General features: G+C 67.1%; 16 protein-coding genes and 1 tRNA gene. 8 read left to right on the top strand and 9 right to left on the bottom strand.

Going from position 1 to position 18,249, the window contains the following annotated elements:
• The first annotated feature begins 56 nt into the window (after positions 1 to 56).
• The 7 genes from NGK70_RS05435 (at position 57) to pth (ending at position 6,153) form a co-directional block, all read left to right on the top strand.
• Positions 57 to 1,934 carry a tetratricopeptide repeat protein gene (locus NGK70_RS05435; RefSeq protein WP_251972264.1) on the top strand — a complete coding sequence of 626 codons (1,878 nt, stop codon included), beginning with the start codon at positions 57 to 59 and terminating at the stop codon, positions 1,932 to 1,934.
• Positions 1,934 to 2,467 carry a lipoprotein insertase outer membrane protein LolB gene (locus NGK70_RS05430; RefSeq protein WP_251972263.1) on the top strand — a complete coding sequence of 178 codons (534 nt, stop codon included), beginning with the start codon at positions 1,934 to 1,936 and terminating at the stop codon, positions 2,465 to 2,467. Before NGK70_RS05435 ends, NGK70_RS05430 begins: the two co-directional genes overlap by 1 nt.
• Before the next feature lie 51 nt (positions 2,468 to 2,518).
• Positions 2,519 to 3,397 (top strand): 4-(cytidine 5'-diphospho)-2-C-methyl-D-erythritol kinase, encoded by an 879-nt coding sequence (gene ispE / locus NGK70_RS05425; protein WP_251972262.1) that lies wholly within the window; start codon positions 2,519 to 2,521, stop codon positions 3,395 to 3,397.
• 40 nt (positions 3,398 to 3,437) lie between these two features.
• Positions 3,438 to 3,514 (top strand) — tRNA-Gln (locus NGK70_RS05420).
• 110 nt (positions 3,515 to 3,624) lie between these two features.
• The gene (locus tag NGK70_RS05415; RefSeq protein ID WP_251972261.1) at positions 3,625 to 4,587 is read left to right on the top strand and encodes a ribose-phosphate pyrophosphokinase; all 963 of its coding nucleotides are present in this window, start codon (positions 3,625 to 3,627) and stop codon (positions 4,585 to 4,587) included.
• An 89-nt stretch (positions 4,588 to 4,676) separates the two neighbouring features.
• Complete coding sequence (locus NGK70_RS05410; protein ID WP_251972260.1) at positions 4,677 to 5,303, top strand: 50S ribosomal protein L25/general stress protein Ctc; 627 nt, start codon at positions 4,677 to 4,679, stop codon at positions 5,301 to 5,303.
• A 163-nt stretch (positions 5,304 to 5,466) separates the two neighbouring features.
• Positions 5,467 to 6,153, top strand: a complete 687-nt coding sequence (pth, locus tag NGK70_RS05405) for an aminoacyl-tRNA hydrolase (RefSeq protein ID WP_251972259.1) — start codon at positions 5,467 to 5,469, stop codon at positions 6,151 to 6,153.
• 39 nt (positions 6,154 to 6,192) lie between these two features.
• On the opposite strand, the gene NGK70_RS05400 is transcribed toward pth, so the two are convergent.
• Genes NGK70_RS05400 through rsmD form a run of 3 tightly spaced genes read right to left on the bottom strand, consistent with a single transcriptional unit; the run spans position 6,193 to position 7,738 of the window.
• Positions 6,193 to 6,468 carry a YfhL family 4Fe-4S dicluster ferredoxin gene (locus NGK70_RS05400; RefSeq protein WP_251972258.1) on the bottom strand — a complete coding sequence of 92 codons (276 nt, stop codon included), beginning with the start codon at positions 6,466 to 6,468 and terminating at the stop codon, positions 6,193 to 6,195.
• A gap of 56 nt (positions 6,469 to 6,524) precedes the next feature.
• Positions 6,525 to 7,025, bottom strand: a complete 501-nt coding sequence (gene coaD, locus NGK70_RS05395; RefSeq protein WP_256490755.1) for a pantetheine-phosphate adenylyltransferase — start codon at positions 7,023 to 7,025, stop codon at positions 6,525 to 6,527.
• Between the two features lie 29 nt (positions 7,026 to 7,054).
• Positions 7,055 to 7,738 (bottom strand): 16S rRNA (guanine(966)-N(2))-methyltransferase RsmD, encoded by a 684-nt coding sequence (gene rsmD, locus NGK70_RS05390; protein WP_428985575.1) that lies wholly within the window; start codon positions 7,736 to 7,738, stop codon positions 7,055 to 7,057.
• A gap of 81 nt (positions 7,739 to 7,819) precedes the next feature.
• On the opposite strand from rsmD, the gene ftsY reads away from it, so the two are divergent.
• Positions 7,820 to 8,947 carry a signal recognition particle-docking protein FtsY gene (ftsY, locus tag NGK70_RS05385; RefSeq protein WP_251972257.1) on the top strand — a complete coding sequence of 376 codons (1,128 nt, stop codon included), beginning with the start codon at positions 7,820 to 7,822 and terminating at the stop codon, positions 8,945 to 8,947.
• Between the two features lie 77 nt (positions 8,948 to 9,024).
• Here the strand turns inward: ftsY and NGK70_RS05380 are convergent, their stop codons facing one another.
• From NGK70_RS05380 to NGK70_RS05355, 6 genes are all read right to left on the bottom strand, one after another.
• The gene (locus NGK70_RS05380) at positions 9,025 to 11,544 is read right to left on the bottom strand and encodes an XrtA/PEP-CTERM system-associated ATPase (protein WP_251972256.1); all 2,520 of its coding nucleotides are present in this window, start codon (positions 11,542 to 11,544) and stop codon (positions 9,025 to 9,027) included.
• 7 nt (positions 11,545 to 11,551) lie between these two features.
• Positions 11,552 to 13,186 carry a TIGR03016 family PEP-CTERM system-associated outer membrane protein gene (locus tag NGK70_RS05375; RefSeq protein WP_256490754.1) on the bottom strand — a complete coding sequence of 545 codons (1,635 nt, stop codon included), beginning with the start codon at positions 13,184 to 13,186 and terminating at the stop codon, positions 11,552 to 11,554.
• Positions 13,164 to 14,075 carry an XrtA-associated tyrosine autokinase gene (locus tag NGK70_RS05370; RefSeq protein WP_251972254.1) on the bottom strand — a complete coding sequence of 304 codons (912 nt, stop codon included), beginning with the start codon at positions 14,073 to 14,075 and terminating at the stop codon, positions 13,164 to 13,166. Before NGK70_RS05370 ends, NGK70_RS05375 begins: the two co-directional genes overlap by 23 nt.
• A 17-nt stretch (positions 14,076 to 14,092) precedes the next feature.
• The gene (locus tag NGK70_RS05365) at positions 14,093 to 15,649 is read right to left on the bottom strand and encodes an XrtA system polysaccharide chain length determinant (protein WP_256490753.1); all 1,557 of its coding nucleotides are present in this window, start codon (positions 15,647 to 15,649) and stop codon (positions 14,093 to 14,095) included.
• Between the two features lie 125 nt (positions 15,650 to 15,774).
• Positions 15,775 to 16,410 carry an XrtA/PEP-CTERM system exopolysaccharide export protein gene (locus NGK70_RS05360; RefSeq protein ID WP_251972252.1) on the bottom strand — a complete coding sequence of 212 codons (636 nt, stop codon included), beginning with the start codon at positions 16,408 to 16,410 and terminating at the stop codon, positions 15,775 to 15,777.
• Between the two features lie 217 nt (positions 16,411 to 16,627).
• Entirely contained in the window at positions 16,628 to 18,037 is a 1,410-nt protein-coding gene (locus tag NGK70_RS05355; protein WP_251972251.1) for a TIGR03013 family XrtA/PEP-CTERM system glycosyltransferase, read from the bottom strand.
• Between the last annotated feature and the right edge of the window lie 212 nt (positions 18,038 to 18,249).

Raw genomic sequence — 18,249 nt, 5'->3', positions numbered from 1 at the left:
GCGCCGCCCTAGAATCATTCGGCCCTTCCCCGTCCAGCGACTGCCCCCGAGCCATCATGCCCTTGCGATCCAGCGCCCCGCGCCGCCCTCGAACCGGTCGCGGCCTTGCTGCCGGCCCCGCGCACACGGGGTGGCGCGCCAGCTTCGTGGCCCTGTGCCTGGGCACCTTCGGTGCGGCGCAGGCGCAGTCACCCACCGTGCCGCGCCCATCGGCACTGGACGCCGAACTGTTCTACCAGCTGCTGGTGAGCGAGGTGGAACAGCGTCGCGGCGAGCCCGGCACGGCGATCCAGGTGATGACGGAGGCCGCCCGCAAGCAGCGTGACGACCGCCTGTTCCGCCGCGCGGTCGACATGGCGATCGAAGCGCGCGCGGCCGACCAGGCGCTGGGTGCGCTCAAGGAATGGCGCCGCAGCCTGCCGCGCTCCGTGGCGGCGGCGGAGATGCAGGCCCAGGTGCTGATGGCGCTGGGGCGCCCCGCCGAAGCCCAGGAGCCGGTGCGGGCGCTGATCGAGCTGACGCCGGCAGCACAGCGCAACGCCACCATCGCCTCGCTGCCCCGCCTGGTGGTGCGCGGCAGCCAGGCCAAGGCGGCCGCCCAGGTGCTGGCCGACGTGCTCAAGCCCTGGCGGGAGGCGAAGGCCACCCAGGCCAGCGCCCAGTTGGCGAGCGCGCGGATTTGGTGGATCGCCGGTGACGCAGCACGCAGCCTGGACGCGGCCCACGAGGCCCAGCAGAACGACCCTGCTGCCGAAGGCGTGGCCATGCTCGGCCTGGAGATGATGGAGCAGGAGCCCCGCGGCGAGGCGCTGGTGCAGTCCTACCTGAAGACCTCCCAGCCGGACGCCCGGGTGCGGCTGGCCTACGCCAGGCGGCTCACGGCCGCACAACGCTATCGCGAGGCCCTGGCCGGTGCACGCGATGCCACCGGCGCCGACCCGCAGCTGGCGGCCGGCTGGTTGATGCAGGGCGCCCTGCTGCTGGAGCTGGGCCAGCCCCTCGATGCCCAGGCGGCGCTGGAGCGCTACCTGGCGATCCGCCAGGCGCCGCCGCCCCCCGCCGCCCAGGCACCTGCCCGCCCCGCGCCCCCGCAGGGCGAGACCGCGCCCGACGACGAGCCGGAGGCCGATGACGACGACCAGCACGGGCCGCAGGCGGAAGCCGTCCAGGAACTCTCCCAGGCCTACCTGATGCTGGCCCAGGCGGCCGAGCAGCAGAAGGACTTCCGCGCCGCCCAGGGCTGGCTGGAGAAGCTCGGGGACACACACGCCAGCGCCGGCGTGCTGCAGCGCCGCGCCTCCCTGCTGGCCCGCCAGGGCAAGCTCGCCGAGGCCCGGGCACTGCTGCAGTCTCTGCCGGAGGGCACGCCGGAGGCCGTGCGCAGCAAGGTGATGGCCGAGACCCGGCTGCTGCGTGACATGCAGCAGTGGCAGGCGGCCTACGATCTGCTGGTCCAGGCCAACGCCCGCCTGGCGAACGACCCCGATCTGCTCTATGAGCAGGCACTGCTGGCCGAACGGCTGCGGCGCTTCGACGAGATGGAGGGCCTGCTGCGGCGCGTCATCGCGATCAAGCCGGATCAACAGCACGCCTACAACGCCCTGGGCTACAGCCTGGCGGATCGCGGCCTGCGACTGGCCGAGGCGCGCGAGTTGGTGGCCAAGGCCCTGACCCTGGCGCCGGGCGACCCCTTCATCACCGACAGCATGGGCTGGGTCGAGTTCCGCAGCGGCAACCGCGCCGCCGCACTGAAGCTGCTGCACGAGGCCTACGACCGCCGCCCGGACGTGGAGATCGCCGCCCACCTGGGCGAGGTGCTTTGGGCCGACGGCCAGCAGGACGCGGCCCGGCAGGTCTGGCGCGCCGGGCGGGATCGTGATGCCGGCAACGAGGTGCTCACCGAGACGCTCGCACGCCTGAAGGTTCGCCTCTGATGCGGCTGACTCGGCGCGCCTGGCTGGGCTGGACGACAGCCGCAGGCCTGACGGGCTGCCAAAGCCTGCCCTCCGGGCCGGGCGAGCTGCCGCTGCGGCACAGCGGCCGGCTCGCGGTGCAGGTGGCCGGCGACAGCGAGCGCTCCTTCAGCGCCGGCTTCGAACTCGCGGGCGACCCCGCCAGCGGCCGCCTGGCCCTGCTCAGCCCGCTGGGCACGCAGCATGGGCTCGCGGCCTGGTCGCCCGGGTCGGTGCGCCTGGTCACCGGCGACGGCATCCGTCGCTATGCCACCCTCGACGCGTTGTCGGCAGACCTGCTCGGCGAGCCGGTGCCGATCGCGGCGCTGTTCGACTGGCTCGGCGGCCGCCCCTGGCCGGCTGCGGCCGCCCACCCCCTGCCAGACGGCGCCGCCGGTTTCGCGCAAATGGGCTGGCAGGTGGCACTGCAACGCATTGCTGACGGGCTGGTCGTGCTCTCCCGGACCGATCCAGCCCCGATCGTGACCGTGCGCATCAAGCTCGATGCCCGCTGAACGTCCGGCAGGACGCGCGCCGATCCAACCGATCGCCTCGGAATCTATGCCATGTCACTGACTGCGCTCTACGACCTCCCGGCCCCGGCCAAGCTCAACCTCTTCCTGCACGTCGTCGGGCGTCGCCCCGATGGCTATCACCTGCTGCAGTCGGTCTTCGTGCTGATCGACTGGATGGACACGCTGCACGTCGAGCTGCGGCCTGCGGGGCAGATCAGCCGCAGCGACTTGGGGGCCGCACTGCCGGCCGACGACCTCTGCCTGCGCGCTGCACGGGCCCTGCAGGCCGCCAGCGGCTGCCGGCTCGGCGCCCACATCGCCATCGACAAGCAGGTGCCCTGGGGTGCCGGGCTGGGCGGCGGCAGCTCGGATGCCGCCACCACGCTGCTCGCCCTGAACCGGCTCTGGGGCCTGAACTGGCCTCGGTCGCGGCTGCTCGCGCTGGGCCTGCAGCTGGGTGCCGACGTGCCCTTCTTCATCGGCGGCCGCGATGCCTGGGTCGAGGGCATCGGCGAGCAGATCACGCCCATCGATCTCCCGGCAGCCAGCTACCTGGTGCTCAAACCCCCTGTCGCGATTCCAACACAGGCGATTTTTTCCAGCCCCCTCTTGTCACGCGACACTGCGCTCACTACAATAGCGGTCTTTCTTGCAGACAAGCAGCGCTTTGACAAAAACGATCTGCAGGCAGCAGCGGCAGCCTACAGCCCTGAAGTCAGTCAAGCGTTGAAGTTGCTGGAGCAGCATGTGGGCTCAGGCCGCATGAGTGGATCCGGTAGCGCAGTGTTTGCAGAAGCTGGGAATCATCCTGGCGCAGAAGATGGATTCGCGGATCCAAGGCAAGTGTTGGCGACCTTGCCGGTGGGTTGGATCGGTCGGCTGTGCCGCAGTCTGGAAGCTCACCCCCTCGTGGATTGGGCATCGGATTGAGTGCTGGAGTTGTGGGCTGTTTCGCAAGAGCGGCCTGTGTAGGGGAGTCGCCAAGTTGGTCAAGGCATCGGATTTTGATTCCGACATGCGAGGGTTCGAGTCCTTCCTCCCCTGCCAAATCATGACAGGCGCCCGTCGGTTACCGACGCGGCGCCTGTTTTCTTCCTGATCGCCGATCCTGTCTACGTGCCACGTCCCCGTGGCGCCGAACCTCCCGGACCTCCGTGATGCTTGCAGACACCGTCCTTTTCACTGGCAACGCCAATCCGGCCCTGGCCCAGGAGATTGCCAACGACCTGCGCGTCGAGCTCGGTCGGGCATCGGTGGGCCGTTTCTCCGATGGGGAAGTCACCATCGAGATCCAGCAGAACGTGCGCGCCCGCGACGTCTTCGTGGTCCAGCCCACCTGCGCGCCGACCAATGAGCACCTGATGGAGTTGCTGCTGATGGTCGATGCGCTCAAGCGCGCGTCAGCGCGGCGCATCACCGCGGTGATCCCCTACTTCGGCTATGCCCGACAGGACCGCCGGCCGCGCTCCACCCGCGTGCCGATCAGCGCCAAGGTGGTTGCCAACATGCTGGAAGCGGCTGGCGTCAACCGCGTGCTGACGATGGACCTGCACGCCGACCAGATCCAGGGCTTCTTCGACATCCCGGTCGACAACATCTACGCCTCGCCGGTGCTGCTGTCGGACCTGCAGGGCAAGCGCTACAACGACCTTGTGGTGGTTTCGCCCGACGTCGGCGGCGTGGTGCGCGCCCGTGCCCTGGCCAAGCAACTCGGCTGCGACCTGGCGATCATCGACAAGCGCCGCCCGAAGGCCAACGTCTCCGAGGTGATGCACATCATCGGCGAAATCGACAAGCGCACCTGCGTGGTCATGGACGACATGATCGACACCGCGGGCACGCTGGTGAAGGCAGCCGAGGTGCTCAAGGAACGCGGCGCCAAGAGCGTGTTTGCCTACTGCACGCACCCGATCCTGTCTGGCCCGGCGGTCGAGCGCATCCGCAATTCGCACCTCGACGAGGTGGTGATCACGAACACCATCCCTCTGCGTGGTGAAGCGGTGGACTGCCCGAAGATCCGCCAGCTGTCGGTGGCCTTCCTGTTCGCCGAGACGATCCGCCGCATCTCTGACGGCGAGTCCGTCACCTCACTCTTTGCGGAACAGAACAACAACTTCTGATCCGCACGTCCTCAGCCTTGCCACGTTGGCAGGCTGTGTTTACAGCGCCTGGTCGCGGGCGCTTTCCTTTCCATCATCTGGAGTCATCCATGAAATTCGTCGCATTCCCGCGTGAGCTGCAGGGGACCGGAGCGAGCCGCCGCCTGCGCCTCAGCGGCAAGGTGCCCGGCATCGTCTACGGTGCTGGTCAGCCGGCCATGATCGAGCTGGACCACAACGCGCTGTTCCACGCCCTGAAGAAGGAAGCCTTCCACTCGTCCGTCCTGGAGATGGACCTGGGCGGCGAGGTGACCAAGGTCGTGCTGCGCGACGTGCAGAAGCACGCCTACAAGCCGCAGGTGCTGCACATCGACTTCCAGCGCGTCGACGCCACCACCCGCATCCACAAGAAGGTGCCGCTGCACTTCGTCAACGAAGCCGAGTCGCAGGCCGTCAAGTTCGACAAGTGCCTGATCAACCACGTCGTCAGCGAACTCGAGATCGAGTGCCTGGCCGAGAAGCTGCCTGAGTTCCTGACCGCCGACCTGGGCGGCTTGGCCAAGGGCCAGTCGCTGCACGTGGATGACCTGAAGCTGGACGCCAGCATCAAGGTCGTGACCCATGGCCGCAAGAACCCGGTGGTCGCCGTGGTGGTGCCGATCGTGGAAGAGGAAGTGGTGGTCGCCGCCGCTCCCGCCGCAGCGCCCGCCAAGGGCAAGGGCAAGGGCAAGAAGTAAGGCCCGGATCGCGCCTCAGGGCCGCGATCGCACCGGGAGCCAGGCATACCAGGTTCCCGCCCATCCAACCCCGCCCTGTGCGGGGTTGCTGCTTTCAGGCGCTGCCAGTGCGCCGGCCCGATGAAGGCATGGCCTGGCAGCGCACCGTGACGGAGCGTTGGCGATGATCAGATTGCTGGTCGGCCTGGGCAACCCGGGTCCGGAGTACGAGGCCACCCGGCACAACGCCGGTTTCTGGTGGATCGATGCGCTCGCGCGCCAATGGGGGGTCAGCCTGCATCCAGAGCGCAGCTACCACGGACTGGCCGCCCGCCCTACGCGCCACGGCCATACCGTCTGGCTGCTGGAGCCGCAAACCTACATGAACTTGTCGGGCAAGTCGGTGGCGGCGTTGGCGCGCTTCTTCAAGATCGAGCCCGCCGAGATCCTCGTGGTGCACGATGAACTCGACCTGCTGCCCGGCCAGTCCAAGCTGAAACTCGGTGGCAGCGCCGCCGGCCACAACGGTCTGAAGGACATCCAGGCCCAGCTCGGCAGCGCCGACTTCTGGCGCCTGCGCCTGGGCATCGGGCACCCGGGGGATCGTGTCGAGGTGGCCAGCTACGTGCTGCGCAAGCCGCCCGAAGCGGAACGCGTGGCCGTGGAAGACAGCATCACGCGCACACTCGCCGCCGCCGAGGCCTTCCTCAGCGGCGACATGACCCGTGCCACCTCACTGGTGCACGCCAAGCCAGAACGCCCCAAGCCGCCGCGCAAACCCGCGCCCACCGCAGCCTCGGCGGCGGAACCTGGCGCGACCTTGCCCAAGCCGGCGGCCCCACCCTCCTCGACACCAACGAACGGCACCTGACCGCCACCAGTGCCGCCCGACACAGGGAGGCTCGGTCGGTCAACTGGTCGTGGGGAGCAGGGCCTTCTTGGCAGCCTGCAGCTGCTCGTACTTCAGCTGCAGCTGGCCGGGTGATTCCAGGTGGAAGGGATCGAGCGGGATGCACTCGACCGGGCAGACCTGCACGCACTGCGGCTCGCCGAAATGGCCAACACACTCGGTGCAGCGCTGCGGGTCGATCACGTAGAACTGCTCGCCCATGGAGATGGCCTGGTTCGGGCATTCGGGCTCGCAGACGTCGCAGTTGATGCACTCCGCGGTGATCATCAGCGCCATGGTTCAGTCCCCTGCGCAGGCCAGGTGGCGGCCCTCATCACCGGCCGGCAACGCATTCATCGCTGATTGACGCGCCGCTGCAGGCGTTCCAGCACCGAAGGCGCGACGAACTTCGACACGTCTCCGCCCAGCATCGCGATCTCGCGCACGAAGGTGCCGCTGACGAACTGGTACTGGTCGCTCGGCGTGAGGAAAAGCGTCTCCACGTCCGGCATGAGCTGGCGATTCATGCCCGCCATCTGGAACTCGTACTCGAAGTCACTCACCGCCCGCAGACCACGCACCACCACCTTGCCACCGTGCTCGATCACGAAGTTGCGCAGCAGGCCGCGGAAGGCGATCACCTCGATGTTCGGGTACGGCGCCGCCAGCTCCTGGGCGATGTCCAGGCGCTCCTCCAAACTGAACATCGTGTTCTTGTGGTGGCCGGCCGCCACCGCGACGATCAGGCGGCTGAACAGGCGGCTGGCACGGCGCATGAGGTCCTGGTGCCCCAGGGTCATGGGATCGAAGGTGCCGGGGTAGATGGCCGTGAGTTCCTGGGTGACCGGGGTCAAGTCGTGCTCCTGGGCTGGGACGCAAAAGTTTAGCCGTTTGACACAGGCAGGCGCCTGAGCAGATGGAAATGCACCGCACCGGCGCGGCCACTGCGCTGCAGCAGCCAGCCTGCGGCAGCACAGTCGTCCGCACCCCAGGCGTGATCGTCTTCCAGGTAGACCGCACCGGACGGTGCCAATCGGGGTGCGCAGGCCTGCAGCGCAGGTGCCTGCAGGCGGGTGGCGTAGGGCGGATCGAGCAGCACGAGGTCGAAGAGCAACTCACTGGGCGCACGCTGTGCCATCCAGGCCAGCGCGTCGGCGCGCCGCACCTGGACCGTCTCGGCCCGCAGGCGCAGCCGCGCCGCTTCCAGCGTGGCGACAGCGCGGGCATCGGCCTCCAGCAGCAGCACCTGGGCCGCGCCGCGTGAAGCCGCCTCGAACCCCAGCGCCCCTGTACCGGCAAAGGCATCGAGCACGCGCCAGCCGGAAAGGTCCTGTCCGAGCCAGTTGAACAGCGTCTCCCGCACCCGGTCGGGCGTGGGCCGCAGACCCGGCAGGTCCAGCACGGGCAGCTTGCTGCGCTTCCACTGCCCGCCAATCAGGCGGACCTCGGCCGGGGAACGGCGGGCGGCCTGATGGCCCGAATCGCCGGGCCCGGTGCCGGCGCTCTTCCGGCCACGTTGTGCAGGCCTGGCGCCTGGTCGATGCAATGCTTGTGCCACGGCGCGCATTCTAGGGACGACGGGGGTCGGCCGCCGCCTGTGGCTGCCTACAATCACTCATTCCCAACCGCCGCCTGCCGCGGACCCTTCATGTTCAGCTTCTTTCGGCGCAAGGCTGCGCCACCGACGCCCGAGGCGCCGGTCTCCACGCCGGCCAGTCCGCCGGTCATCGCGCCCCTCACCTCACCGCCGGTTTCTTCCACACCGATCGCCGCGGCCCCGCCGCCACCCGGATCGGCCCCTGCGACCGTGCCAACGGCCACGCCGCCCGCAGCGCCTGACGATGGCGGGGGGCGGACCTCCTGGCTCGGCCGGCTGCGCAAGGGCCTGCAACGCACCGGCGCGAGCATTGCCCAGGTCTTCACCGGCACGCAGATCGACGACGCTCTTTACGAGGAGCTGGAAGCCGCGCTGCTGATGGCAGACGCCGGTGTTGGCGCCACACAGCATCTGCTGAATGAACTCAAGCGCCGCGTCAAGGACACCCGCTGCAGCGACCCACAGGGCGTCAAGACCTTGTTGGGCGACGTGCTGGCCGAATTGCTCACGCCGTTACAGGGCAGCCTGACGCTGGGACGCCACCAGCCCACCGTGATCATGATCGCGGGCGTCAACGGTGCCGGCAAAACGACCAGCATTGGCAAGCTCACCCGCCATCTGGCCAACCTCGACTGCAAGGTGCTGCTGGCCGCGGCCGACACCTTCCGGGCTGCCGCGCGTGAACAGCTGTCGGTCTGGGCCGACCGCAATCGGGTCGAGATCGTCAGCCAGGAGGGCGGCGACCCCGCCGCGGTCTGCTTCGATGCCGTCTCGGCCGGCAAGGCCCGTGGCTGCGATGTGGTGATCGCCGACACCGCCGGGCGCCTCGCCACCCAGTTGCACCTGATGGAAGAGCTGCGCAAGATCCAGCGCTCCCTCGGCCGCGCGATGGAAGGTGCGCCGCACGAGGTGATCCTGGTGGTGGACGGCAACACCGGCCAGAACGCGCTGGCCCAGGTGAAGGCCTTTGACAGCACACTGGGACTGACCGGGCTGGTGGTGACCAAGCTCGACGGGACCGCCAAGGGCGGCGTGCTGGCCGCCATCGCGCTGTGGGTGCGCGAGCGCATGGCCGCAGGAAAGCCGGCGGTGCCGGTCTACTTCATCGGCGTGGGCGAGAAGCTGGAAGACCTGCAGACCTTCGACCCGCGCGAGTTCGCGCAAGCGCTGCTGAACTGATCGGCAACGCAAGCGCGTCGCTGGCCGCACAACAGGTCTGGCCGCAGCTTCCGATGCCGGGCAGACGGGGTGCCGCCTCAGCCAGCGACGTCGGAGGTGATGGTCTGGGCGGTGGTGGTGCGCGCGCTCAGCCAGGTCCGCAACTGCCCGGCCACCGCCAAAGCGGCGCCGGTCGGCTGGACGAGGCTGTGGCCACGGTGACTGTCCAGGCCCGCCAGCATCGCGGCAAACTCCTGTACGCAGCGGTTCAACTCGCCAGGCTCGGCCAGCATGGCGGGTGCGAGGCTCGCGCCAGCGCAGTACAGCGAACCACCTCGCACCATGATGCTGGGCAGCTCCAGCAGCGGCGCGGCTGCCGCGAGCAGTTGCCCCTCCTCGACGATGGCGCAACTCGCACCACGCAGGATGCTGAGCTGGTCGCACAGAGAGGTCACGGTGCGGCACAGCAAGCGTGAGCGGTCCATGCGATCACGCTGCGCGGGCGTGCGGGGTCCATCCCCCTGCAGCAGGCAGACCTGTTCAGCCCAACGCGGCTCGGCATCCAGCAGTTCGGCCAGCGCTTCTTCGCTGCGCGCATCGAGCAGCCAGACACACTTGGGCAGCGCGTCGAGGCCCGCCAGCTGCTCGACCACCCAGCGGGTGCGGTCGGCATCGGCAGGGTCGAGCGTGAGCGAGGTCACCGCATACGGCGTGCCGTCACCCGCATGCTCCGACCAGGTCGGCCCCAGATAGATCGGCATCGCGTGGCGCATGAAGGCGCCGTAGGGGGTGGTGACCTCACTCCACACCGCAGCCAGGGCATCGGCGTCGAGCCGGCCCGCAACGCTGCGGCAGCGCTCGGCATCGATGCCTCCCTCCTGCAGTCGGGTCAGGCTGGCGGTGCCCACGGCGGAGTCGGTCGCAACGAGCAGATCCGCCATGCGTGCAATCAAGGCCCAATTGTTGGCGGGGCGGCGATCCGGTGCTGCGAGGCTGGAAGCGGCTTCAAGTTGCACCAAGGGCACGCCGCGCTTGCTGGCGGTCAGCGCACAGCTCAATACCGCGTCGCTCGCGCCCAGCGACAGCACCGCCAGCGGATGGAATTCATCCAGCACGCGCGAGAAAGCGTCGATCAGGCGAGGAGCGATCTGAGCGAAGGCCCCGGCCCCCACTCGCAGATGCAGGGCTTCGTCCAGGGCCGGCAGCAGGCGGTCCATCTGCTCCCAGGGCCAGACCTGCGTCTCGAAGCCCGGATTGACGAGCACCATCCGGCAACCGTCAGGCCCCTGCGCCAGCTCGCGGCCCAGTGCAGCGAGCTTCAAGGCATCGGCGGGTGCGTCCGCCACGCACAGCAGGGTGTGCCGGCCAAGCACCACCGCACTGCGCTTGTTGCGGACAGGCTCCTGCTTCGGAAGCTCGAAGCCAGCTGCAGCGCTGCGCAACCGCTCGTCCACCTCCGACACGACCGGCTGTTCGGCAGGCGGCTCCACCTGCTCGGCAAGCGGCTCAGCCTCGACCGACCGGGCCTCGCTTGGTGCGACGGCCGGCGCTTCAGGCTCCTCAGCGCGAGGTGTGGTCGAAGCGACGGCGGCTTCTGCTGCCATGGCGAGTGTCGGTTCCGCTGGTGTGACCACCGGTCCGTCGACGGCCTCGTCGGCAGGTGACCGGCTTTCGGGGGCCACGGCGGGAACCTCGGCCGCAGCGGCCGATGCAGCGGGTGCGGCCGCCGTCGCCGATTCAGCAACAACGGGCGGCGTCGCCTGCGGCTCCCGCACCGGCAGGGGAAGTGGCTGATAGCTGCTCTCACCGATCTCGGTGCGCAGCTCCAATGCGGTCTGCTCGACCAGCTCCGGCGTGATGAGGTCGGTGTTCTCCAGGTACGACGCCAACAGCAGGCGGTTGGCCAGGCGGTTGATGCGCCGCGGCACGCCGCCGGCCCAGGCATAGATGTGATCGAACGCGCCCGGCGCAAAGACCGGCCGGTTCGTCCACCCCACGTGGCGCAGGCGGTGCTCGATGTAGGCCTGGGTTTCCTCCGGGCCAAGCGGGCCAAGGTGCTGGGAGGCGATCACCCGCTGGCGCAACTGCTCCAGTTGCGGTGACTCCAGCAGGCGACGCAGCTCGGGCTGCCCGACCAGGAAGCTCTGCAGCAGCGCGTGGTTGCCGAGTTGGAAGTTCGACAGCATGCGCAGCTCTTCGACCGCCTTCTCGTTGAGGTTCTGCGCCTCGTCGACGATCAACAGCGCATGCCTGCCCTGGGCAGCCAGCGCCGTCAGGAAGGCCTCCAGCGTGGCGATCAGGTGCGCCTTCGAACTGCCCTGGGCGGGGATGCCGAAGGCCGTGATGATGGCCTGCAGCAGTTCGCCGGACTCCAGCTGGGTGCTGACGATCTGAGCGGCCAGCACCTTCTGGCGGTCCAGCCCTTCGAGCAGCGTGCGCAGCAGCGTGGTCTTGCCTGCCCCGATCTCGCCAGTGATGACGATGAAGCCTTCACCTTGCATCACCCCGTACTGCAGATACCCCATGGCACGGCTGTGCCCCTTGCTGTTGAAGTAGAAGGCGGGGTCGGGGTTGAGCTGGAACGGGGAACCGCTGAAACCGAAATGGGATTCGTACATCGCCGCGTCAGAAACGGTGCAAAACGCCGACGGACAGCGAATTCGCGTTCGCGTTCGACGAGGAAGCGGCAAAGGTGCTGCCGTCGAGGGCCGTGCCGCCCGGCGCATTCGTCCGCACCACCTGGCGACGCAGGCTGGCTGTCGCGGTGGTGCGCGGGGACAGCACCTCGGTGGCGCCAATGCGCCAAGTCGTGTTCACGCTGTCGCGCCCCAGGTTCGGCCCCTCGCCATGCACGCGGGAATGTGCCACCCCGGCATCGGCGGTGAGGTTCATCGTCAGGCGATGCGACAACCCAAGGCTCAGGCCTCGCTGGCGGGAGTCGGCAGAGACCAGGATCACGTCATTCGGCCCACGCAGATCGCGCAGACGTTGGGCGTAGAACTGGGCGGTGATGACCTCACGTGGCGTCATCCAGCCCAGGCTGATCGTGCCACCCTGGCTCACCTGCGCCCCCCCGGAGAAGAGATCCACGGCCGTTGCGAGGGTGGCGGGCAAGCCACGGCGAGCCATGATGTCCTGCACCAGCTGGGCGCGCTGAGCCGCATCGGACACGCGGGTGGTGAGCATCGCATCCAGCAAGGTGGCCACGTCGCTGCCCGCGGTCAGCAATCCAAGCCGACTCGCATAGGTGGAGACGGTACGCTGCAGATTGCCGCTGATCGCCACGAAAGGCGAGCGGTGGCTCAGGGTCACGTTCCAGCCGTTGCCGAAGAACCGCTTTTCGGCCGTCATGTCGAGCAACGTACGGGGACTGGGTGCCCACCTCAGACTGACCCCGGTGAGCGTATCGGACACTGAATTGGTGGTGTAGTCCCCCTCGTCGCGACCGACGATCAGACCCCAGATGGCCTCCTGGTCCGCTGTGTAGAGCAGCGCGGCCCGCCCGGTGCGGAACTCGACGTCATTGCCGCCTTGCTGCCGGTAACTGGTGTACTGACGATCCCCGGTCAACCGCAGGCCCATCGGCGCCGGACGCACCTCAAATATCCCGGCCTGGCCTTCGACGTAGGCATCGTTACTGATCGACGTCGCCTGACTGCCGAAGCCGCGCGACCAGGCATGGTCCGACCGAAGGCTGAATCGGGTCGAAGGCGACAGCTCGCGCTCGATGCGCGGACTGACACTGGCGCGCATCACCTGACTGCGGTTCAGGGTCGTGGCGCCATCACCGATCGGCCCAAATGCATCCGACGCGGTGGTCCGGGCGGACAGGTCACCATCAAGGTACAAGAGGCGATCGACAATCTGACTGCGTGCAGCCAGACCCACCTGCGGAAAGATACGGTCCGCCAGACTGCGACCCAGATAGACCAAGCCATCGGCAGCCAGGGTGCCCGTGACCTCATAGCCGGGGCCGCGACCGATGACCCGCAGGCTGGGCGTGGTCACGGTGACCGTATCGGAGCGCGCATTGGTGGGAGACAGGCCCACGTTGTCGGTGGTCACTGCCGTTGCACGGACCGCCGGCTCGAACCGCCAAGCCTGCGCCGTCGCCGCCAGCGCTGGTTGGGTTGGCGCCTGTGGAGCCTGCACCAACTGCGCTCGCGCCCCCGCCGACAACACGACCAGCACGGCGGCGCACGCCAAGCTCAGCGCGTGCAAACCGATTCGCCCGGATTCAGCTCGCGTAGTAGTAGCCATAGGCCTCCCTCGCCCCCTTGCCGGTGCACTTGTTGAGCACCGACAGGACCACCGGGCATTGCTCGACGGCGGCATAGGCCTGGGCAACCTGGGCATGCGTCGTGTGGTCGGCCTCGACCACCATCACCACTTGGCCGACCCGCGATGCCAGCACACGGGACTCGGTGGTTGGGATCAACGGCGGCGAGTCGAACACGACGATGCGATCGGCATACTTGGCCGCCAACTCATCGAGCAGTTCGGCCATCGCCGCGCTGGCCAGCATTTCGGTGGATTTGGCATTGGCGGTACCGGCCGGCAGCAAGCTGAGCTTGGGCACGTTCGTGCGCAGCATCACATCGGACAGGGATAGCTTTGCCTTGGAGTCAAGCACGTCCATCAGACCCGGCGCCGGTTCGACGCCCAGGCGAGCCAGCACCGATGGTCGAAGCACATCAGCATCCACCAGCAGCACGGAGTGATCGACCTCCATCGCAATGCTCATCGCCAGATTGACCGCAAAGAAGGTCTTGCCCTCTCCTGGCATCGCGCTGACCACCTGGATCAGGTTGGCCCGCGGGATCGCGCGTGCCTCGGCGTCCCGGGTGTTTGCCAGAAGCGGTCGCTTGATGATGCGCAACTGCTCGGCCAGCGAAGACCGGCCTTGGGACGGTATCAGGTAACCCTCCCGCTCCAGCCGGGTCAGGTCCAGCTCAACTTCGCGCGACCGGCGCGCGGGTGCCGCGGGCTCTGCCGGCACGGTCGCGGCAGCGACCTCACGCGGGGTGAGCAGAGCCACCGGCGCAGATGCCGCCATGGCATTCGTGGCGGGGGGGACTACCGGCACCTCGATGCCGGCCCGCTTGAGCTCTTCCAAGCGTCGCTTGGCAGCCTGTTCGATGAGGTTCATCGACTCATTTCCTCAGATCACGTGCCGGTGCGCACGGAAAGCCAGACCACCCAGCCTGCGTGCACCAGCACGAACAGGCCCATCGCCCCCATCACCCGCATTCGATCCTGGCGCTCAAGCAAATCGGCGCGGGGATCCACCAGTTTGGTGAGCCCCCCCAGGACGGGACGCTTGGTGAACTCGCGCAGCTCGCGCTCCGACGAGAACGTTGGCCGCATCAGCGTGGCGGCGTAGCCTGCTCCCAGACCAAGGAGCACCGCCAGCAGCATCACGCCCACAGCCAGGTGCGCACGACTGGGGAAAACCGGTGACGGCATGACACGCGGGGGCTCAATGATGCGGAAATCCGCCAGCGACGCCTGCTGATCAATCTTGACACCCAGCGAGGCGGCTTCACGACGCGAGACCAATTGCTCGTAGTTCTTGCGAATGATGTCGTAGTCCCGGTTCAGCTGAGCCAGTTCGGCTTCAGCCTGGGGCACTCGCCCAGCCTGCGCCTTGATCTCCTCCAGGCGAGACTGCTGCGTGCTGAGCTGACCACGCAGCGAGGCGATGTTTGCCTCGGCCTCTGCCAGGGAGATCCTGAGCCGCTGGAAAACCGGGTTGGCAGCTGCGGCCGCGGCCCGCGCACGGCTGGGCGACTGCAGAGAGCGGGCGGCCTCCCCCTCCATGTGCCGCTGGTCTTCCAGCTGCTTGATGGTGCGACGGGTCGACTGCACGTCAGGGTGCTCATCGGTGTACCGGCGCAACATGTCATCGAGCTGGCGACGCTGGGTGTCGATGCGAGCGTCCAGATCCGGGGTCAACGACACCACCCCCGGCGTGTTCACCTCGCCCAGTTGCGGCTCCGTGGCAGTCAGCTCTCGCTTGAGCGCGTCGCGCGACTGTTCTGCTGCCGACAGCGCCAGGCGGATCTTGGCCACCTCGTCCGTGAGTGCCGACATGCGACCGAAGTAGTCCTGGTTGCTGGTACCGGCCATGTTCATGTTGCGGAGCTTGAACTCCTTCAGGCGGTTCTCCGACTCGATGAGCTTGGCCTCGTAGGACTTGATCTGTTCATCGATGAAGCGACTGGCCTCCTCGGAGTCGCGACGCTTGGTGTCGGTGCTGGCGCTCATGAACAGGCCGACCAGCGCCGAGACGAGCCGATTGGCACGCTGTGCGTCGCTGTCGCGGTAGGTGATCGCATACAGGTTGCTTCCACCTGACAGCTCGACCTTGATCGCCTTCAGCAACTCCTCCACACGGCGCGTGGCCTGAGCGGCATCGCCCTTGGGCCATCCGATGGCCACATCATTGGCCAGCCGCTCGACATTGGGCCGCGAGATCAGGGTGCGAGCCAGCATGCGGACCTGCTGGTCGATGTCAGGCTGGAATGCCAACCCGGACATCAGCGGCTTGAGCACCGTCTGCGTATCCACATGGATCCGGGCCTGTGCCTCATAGCGCTCAGGGGTGGTGGCCACCAGCCCCCCCCCAAGCACGGCAACCACCCAGGCCACGATCACGGCCAGCCACCGTTGACGCCAGACGGCACGCGACACCGTCAGGGCTTGTTCGGTCAAATTGATCATGCGCGCAAATACCTATCGCACGGCCTGGAACAGGGGTGCGGACGCAGCCCCATACCAGACCTCAAAAACACACGACACGGGATGCCGACAGAGGGCCGCCCGACGTCGCAGCCCGGCCATCCCGGTCAGAACCAGCTTTGCGGCACGATGACGATGTCGCCCGGCTTGACATCCACATTCGCGGAGATGTCGCCACGCTTGAGGAGGTCCTTCAGGCGCACGCTGTACTGCTTGCCCCCTTCGGCGCCACGCACCAGCACAGCAGCATTGCCATCTGCAAAATCAGTCAATCCCCCAGCCTGGATCATCACGTCCAGCAACGTCATGTCCTGCCGGAAGGCTACGCTTTGTGGCCGGGTGGCTTCACCGACGATGCGAATCAGCTCATTGAGGTTGCCCTGGAACGTAGAAACCACCACCGTCACCACCGGGTCCCGTATGACACGCGAGAGCTCGTTCTGGATCTCCAGCGCCAGGTCGGAAGGGTTCTTGCCCGCGGCGAGCACGTCACTGACCAGCGGTGTCGAGATGCGTCCGTCAGGACGGACAGTGACCACCCCCGAAAGCTCGGGATTGCGCCACACGACGACGTTGAGCGTGTCCAGCGGCCCGATCTTGTACCGGTGATCAGGCGTTTGTGCCTTGCGCGGTGCCGGCGGATAGGACCCGGTCCCGGCACAGCCCACCAACTGGAAGACGACCAGGGCCGAAGCCAGCATCCAGGCGCAGCCGCGCAGGAAATGTCCCATGTTGATCCTCATGCCTCATCACTCCAACAAATGGCTACCGCCAACTACAAACAGATGCAATCCTACCGCGCGCCGCCAAATGAGCCACCCCACGTGCCAGAGCGCTCGCAGCAGTGTGCAGTGTGAACGTGGCGTAAACACGGCACGCTCTACTCCACACCCGGATCTGCTCCGAAACGACAAACGCACGGCCCATGCCGTGCGTTTGCCGAAGACAGACCAGAAACCGTCAGTGCGCCCCCTCGCGGAACAGCACCACACTCACCGTCTCGATGAGCACCTGCAGGTCAAGCAGCACCGAGTTGTTCTTCACGTAGTATAAGTCAAATTGGTGCTTCTTGCGCGCATCTTCCAGCGAGGCCCCGTACGCATAGCGCACCTGCGCCCACCCCGTCAGCCCCGGCTTGACCGTGTGGCGCAAGTCGTAGTACGGGATCTGCTCACGGAGTTGAGCCACAAACGAAGGCCGCTCCGGACGGGGGCCCACCATGCTCATCTCCCCGGCCAGCACGCTGAACAGCTGGGGCAACTCGTCGATGCGCGTCTTGCGGATGAACGCACCAACACGGGTGATGCGGCTGTCGTTCTTCGTCGCCCAACGAGCGACACCATCCTTTTCGGCATCCGTGCGCATGCTGCGGAACTTGATGCACTGGAAGGAACGCCCACCCAACCCCACACGCTCTTGTCGGTACAGCACCGGTCCCGGGCTATCGAGTCGAATGACAACGGCCGTCAACAGCATCACCGGTGCGGCCAAGATCAGCAGCAGAGAGGAGCTCGCCACATCGAAGACGCGCTTGGAGGCCTGCCGAAGCCCCCCCTGAACGAAGCCATCGCCGTATACCAGCCAACTGGCCTTCAGGCTATCGACCGGCACCTCAGCCTTAGCACGCTCATAGAAGGCCGCCAAGTCCATGATCGGAACGCCGCCAATCCGGCAATCCAGCAACTGCTCCATGGGCACGCCGCCACCGCGTTGCTCACGCACCGCCACGATGATTTCGTTGATCCGATGCTCGCGCACCAGATCCACCAAGCGGCGACGCCCATCAAAAACAGTCGCCCCATCGCGCGACACAACCGCGGGCACCTGCTCTGCCGTCGGAACGAAGCCGACCACCTCGTAGCTGGACCACTGCTCACCAGCACGCAGGTCACTCCACACCTGCTGGGCATCCGGCCCGGTTCCAACAATCAGAACGCGCCGAGTGCCAACAAGCTGCCGCACCGCCCAAGCCAGACCCCGATAGACCGCCAAGCCGGCCACCAGATACACCAACGCCAGCCCGACCAAGCGACTGGCATAGCCATCGTACTCAATGTACTTGATGGTCAGGTAAGTGATGTACCCGCCCACCACGAAGGTGAAGGCGATGCGCACGAACATCGGCATCAGACCGATATTGCGATGCCGGTAGAGGCCAACGAACGAATACAGCAGCGCCATCACCAGCGCAAAGGTCAGCGCCGACAGCAGGATGCCGGGAGTGGCGAGCTGCACGAGCATCGAATACGTCGACCCCGCCTGCGCGAGCGTGGCGGCTGACAGCAGCGCCGCGACGAAACACAGCAGCCCATCTGCGATCAGCTCGACAAAATGTGTCCCTGATGAACGATGTTGAAATACCCTGAACATCCGTGAGCCCTCACTACAGCCATTCGGGGCGCACCTTGGCCGAAAGGATGCCCCGCGAATCTTCTAACTCTGACGACTGATTTTCGCCAGGGAACCAGCAACTTCAACCCTTCAAGCGGGGGCCACGAGACCAACTGTGCCGAACGAGCAGGATTCTGTGACGGAGTCACGCAGAAGTGAACCATCCAGCCAACGTTTTTCCAGTGTTCGAC

This window comes from Sphaerotilus microaerophilus (assembly GCF_023734135.1).
GTDB classification, from domain to species: domain Bacteria; phylum Pseudomonadota; class Gammaproteobacteria; order Burkholderiales; family Burkholderiaceae_C; genus Sphaerotilus; species Sphaerotilus microaerophilus.
The sequence above is the reverse complement of the archived record's forward strand: the minus strand, read 5'-3'. Positions and strand labels throughout refer to the sequence as shown.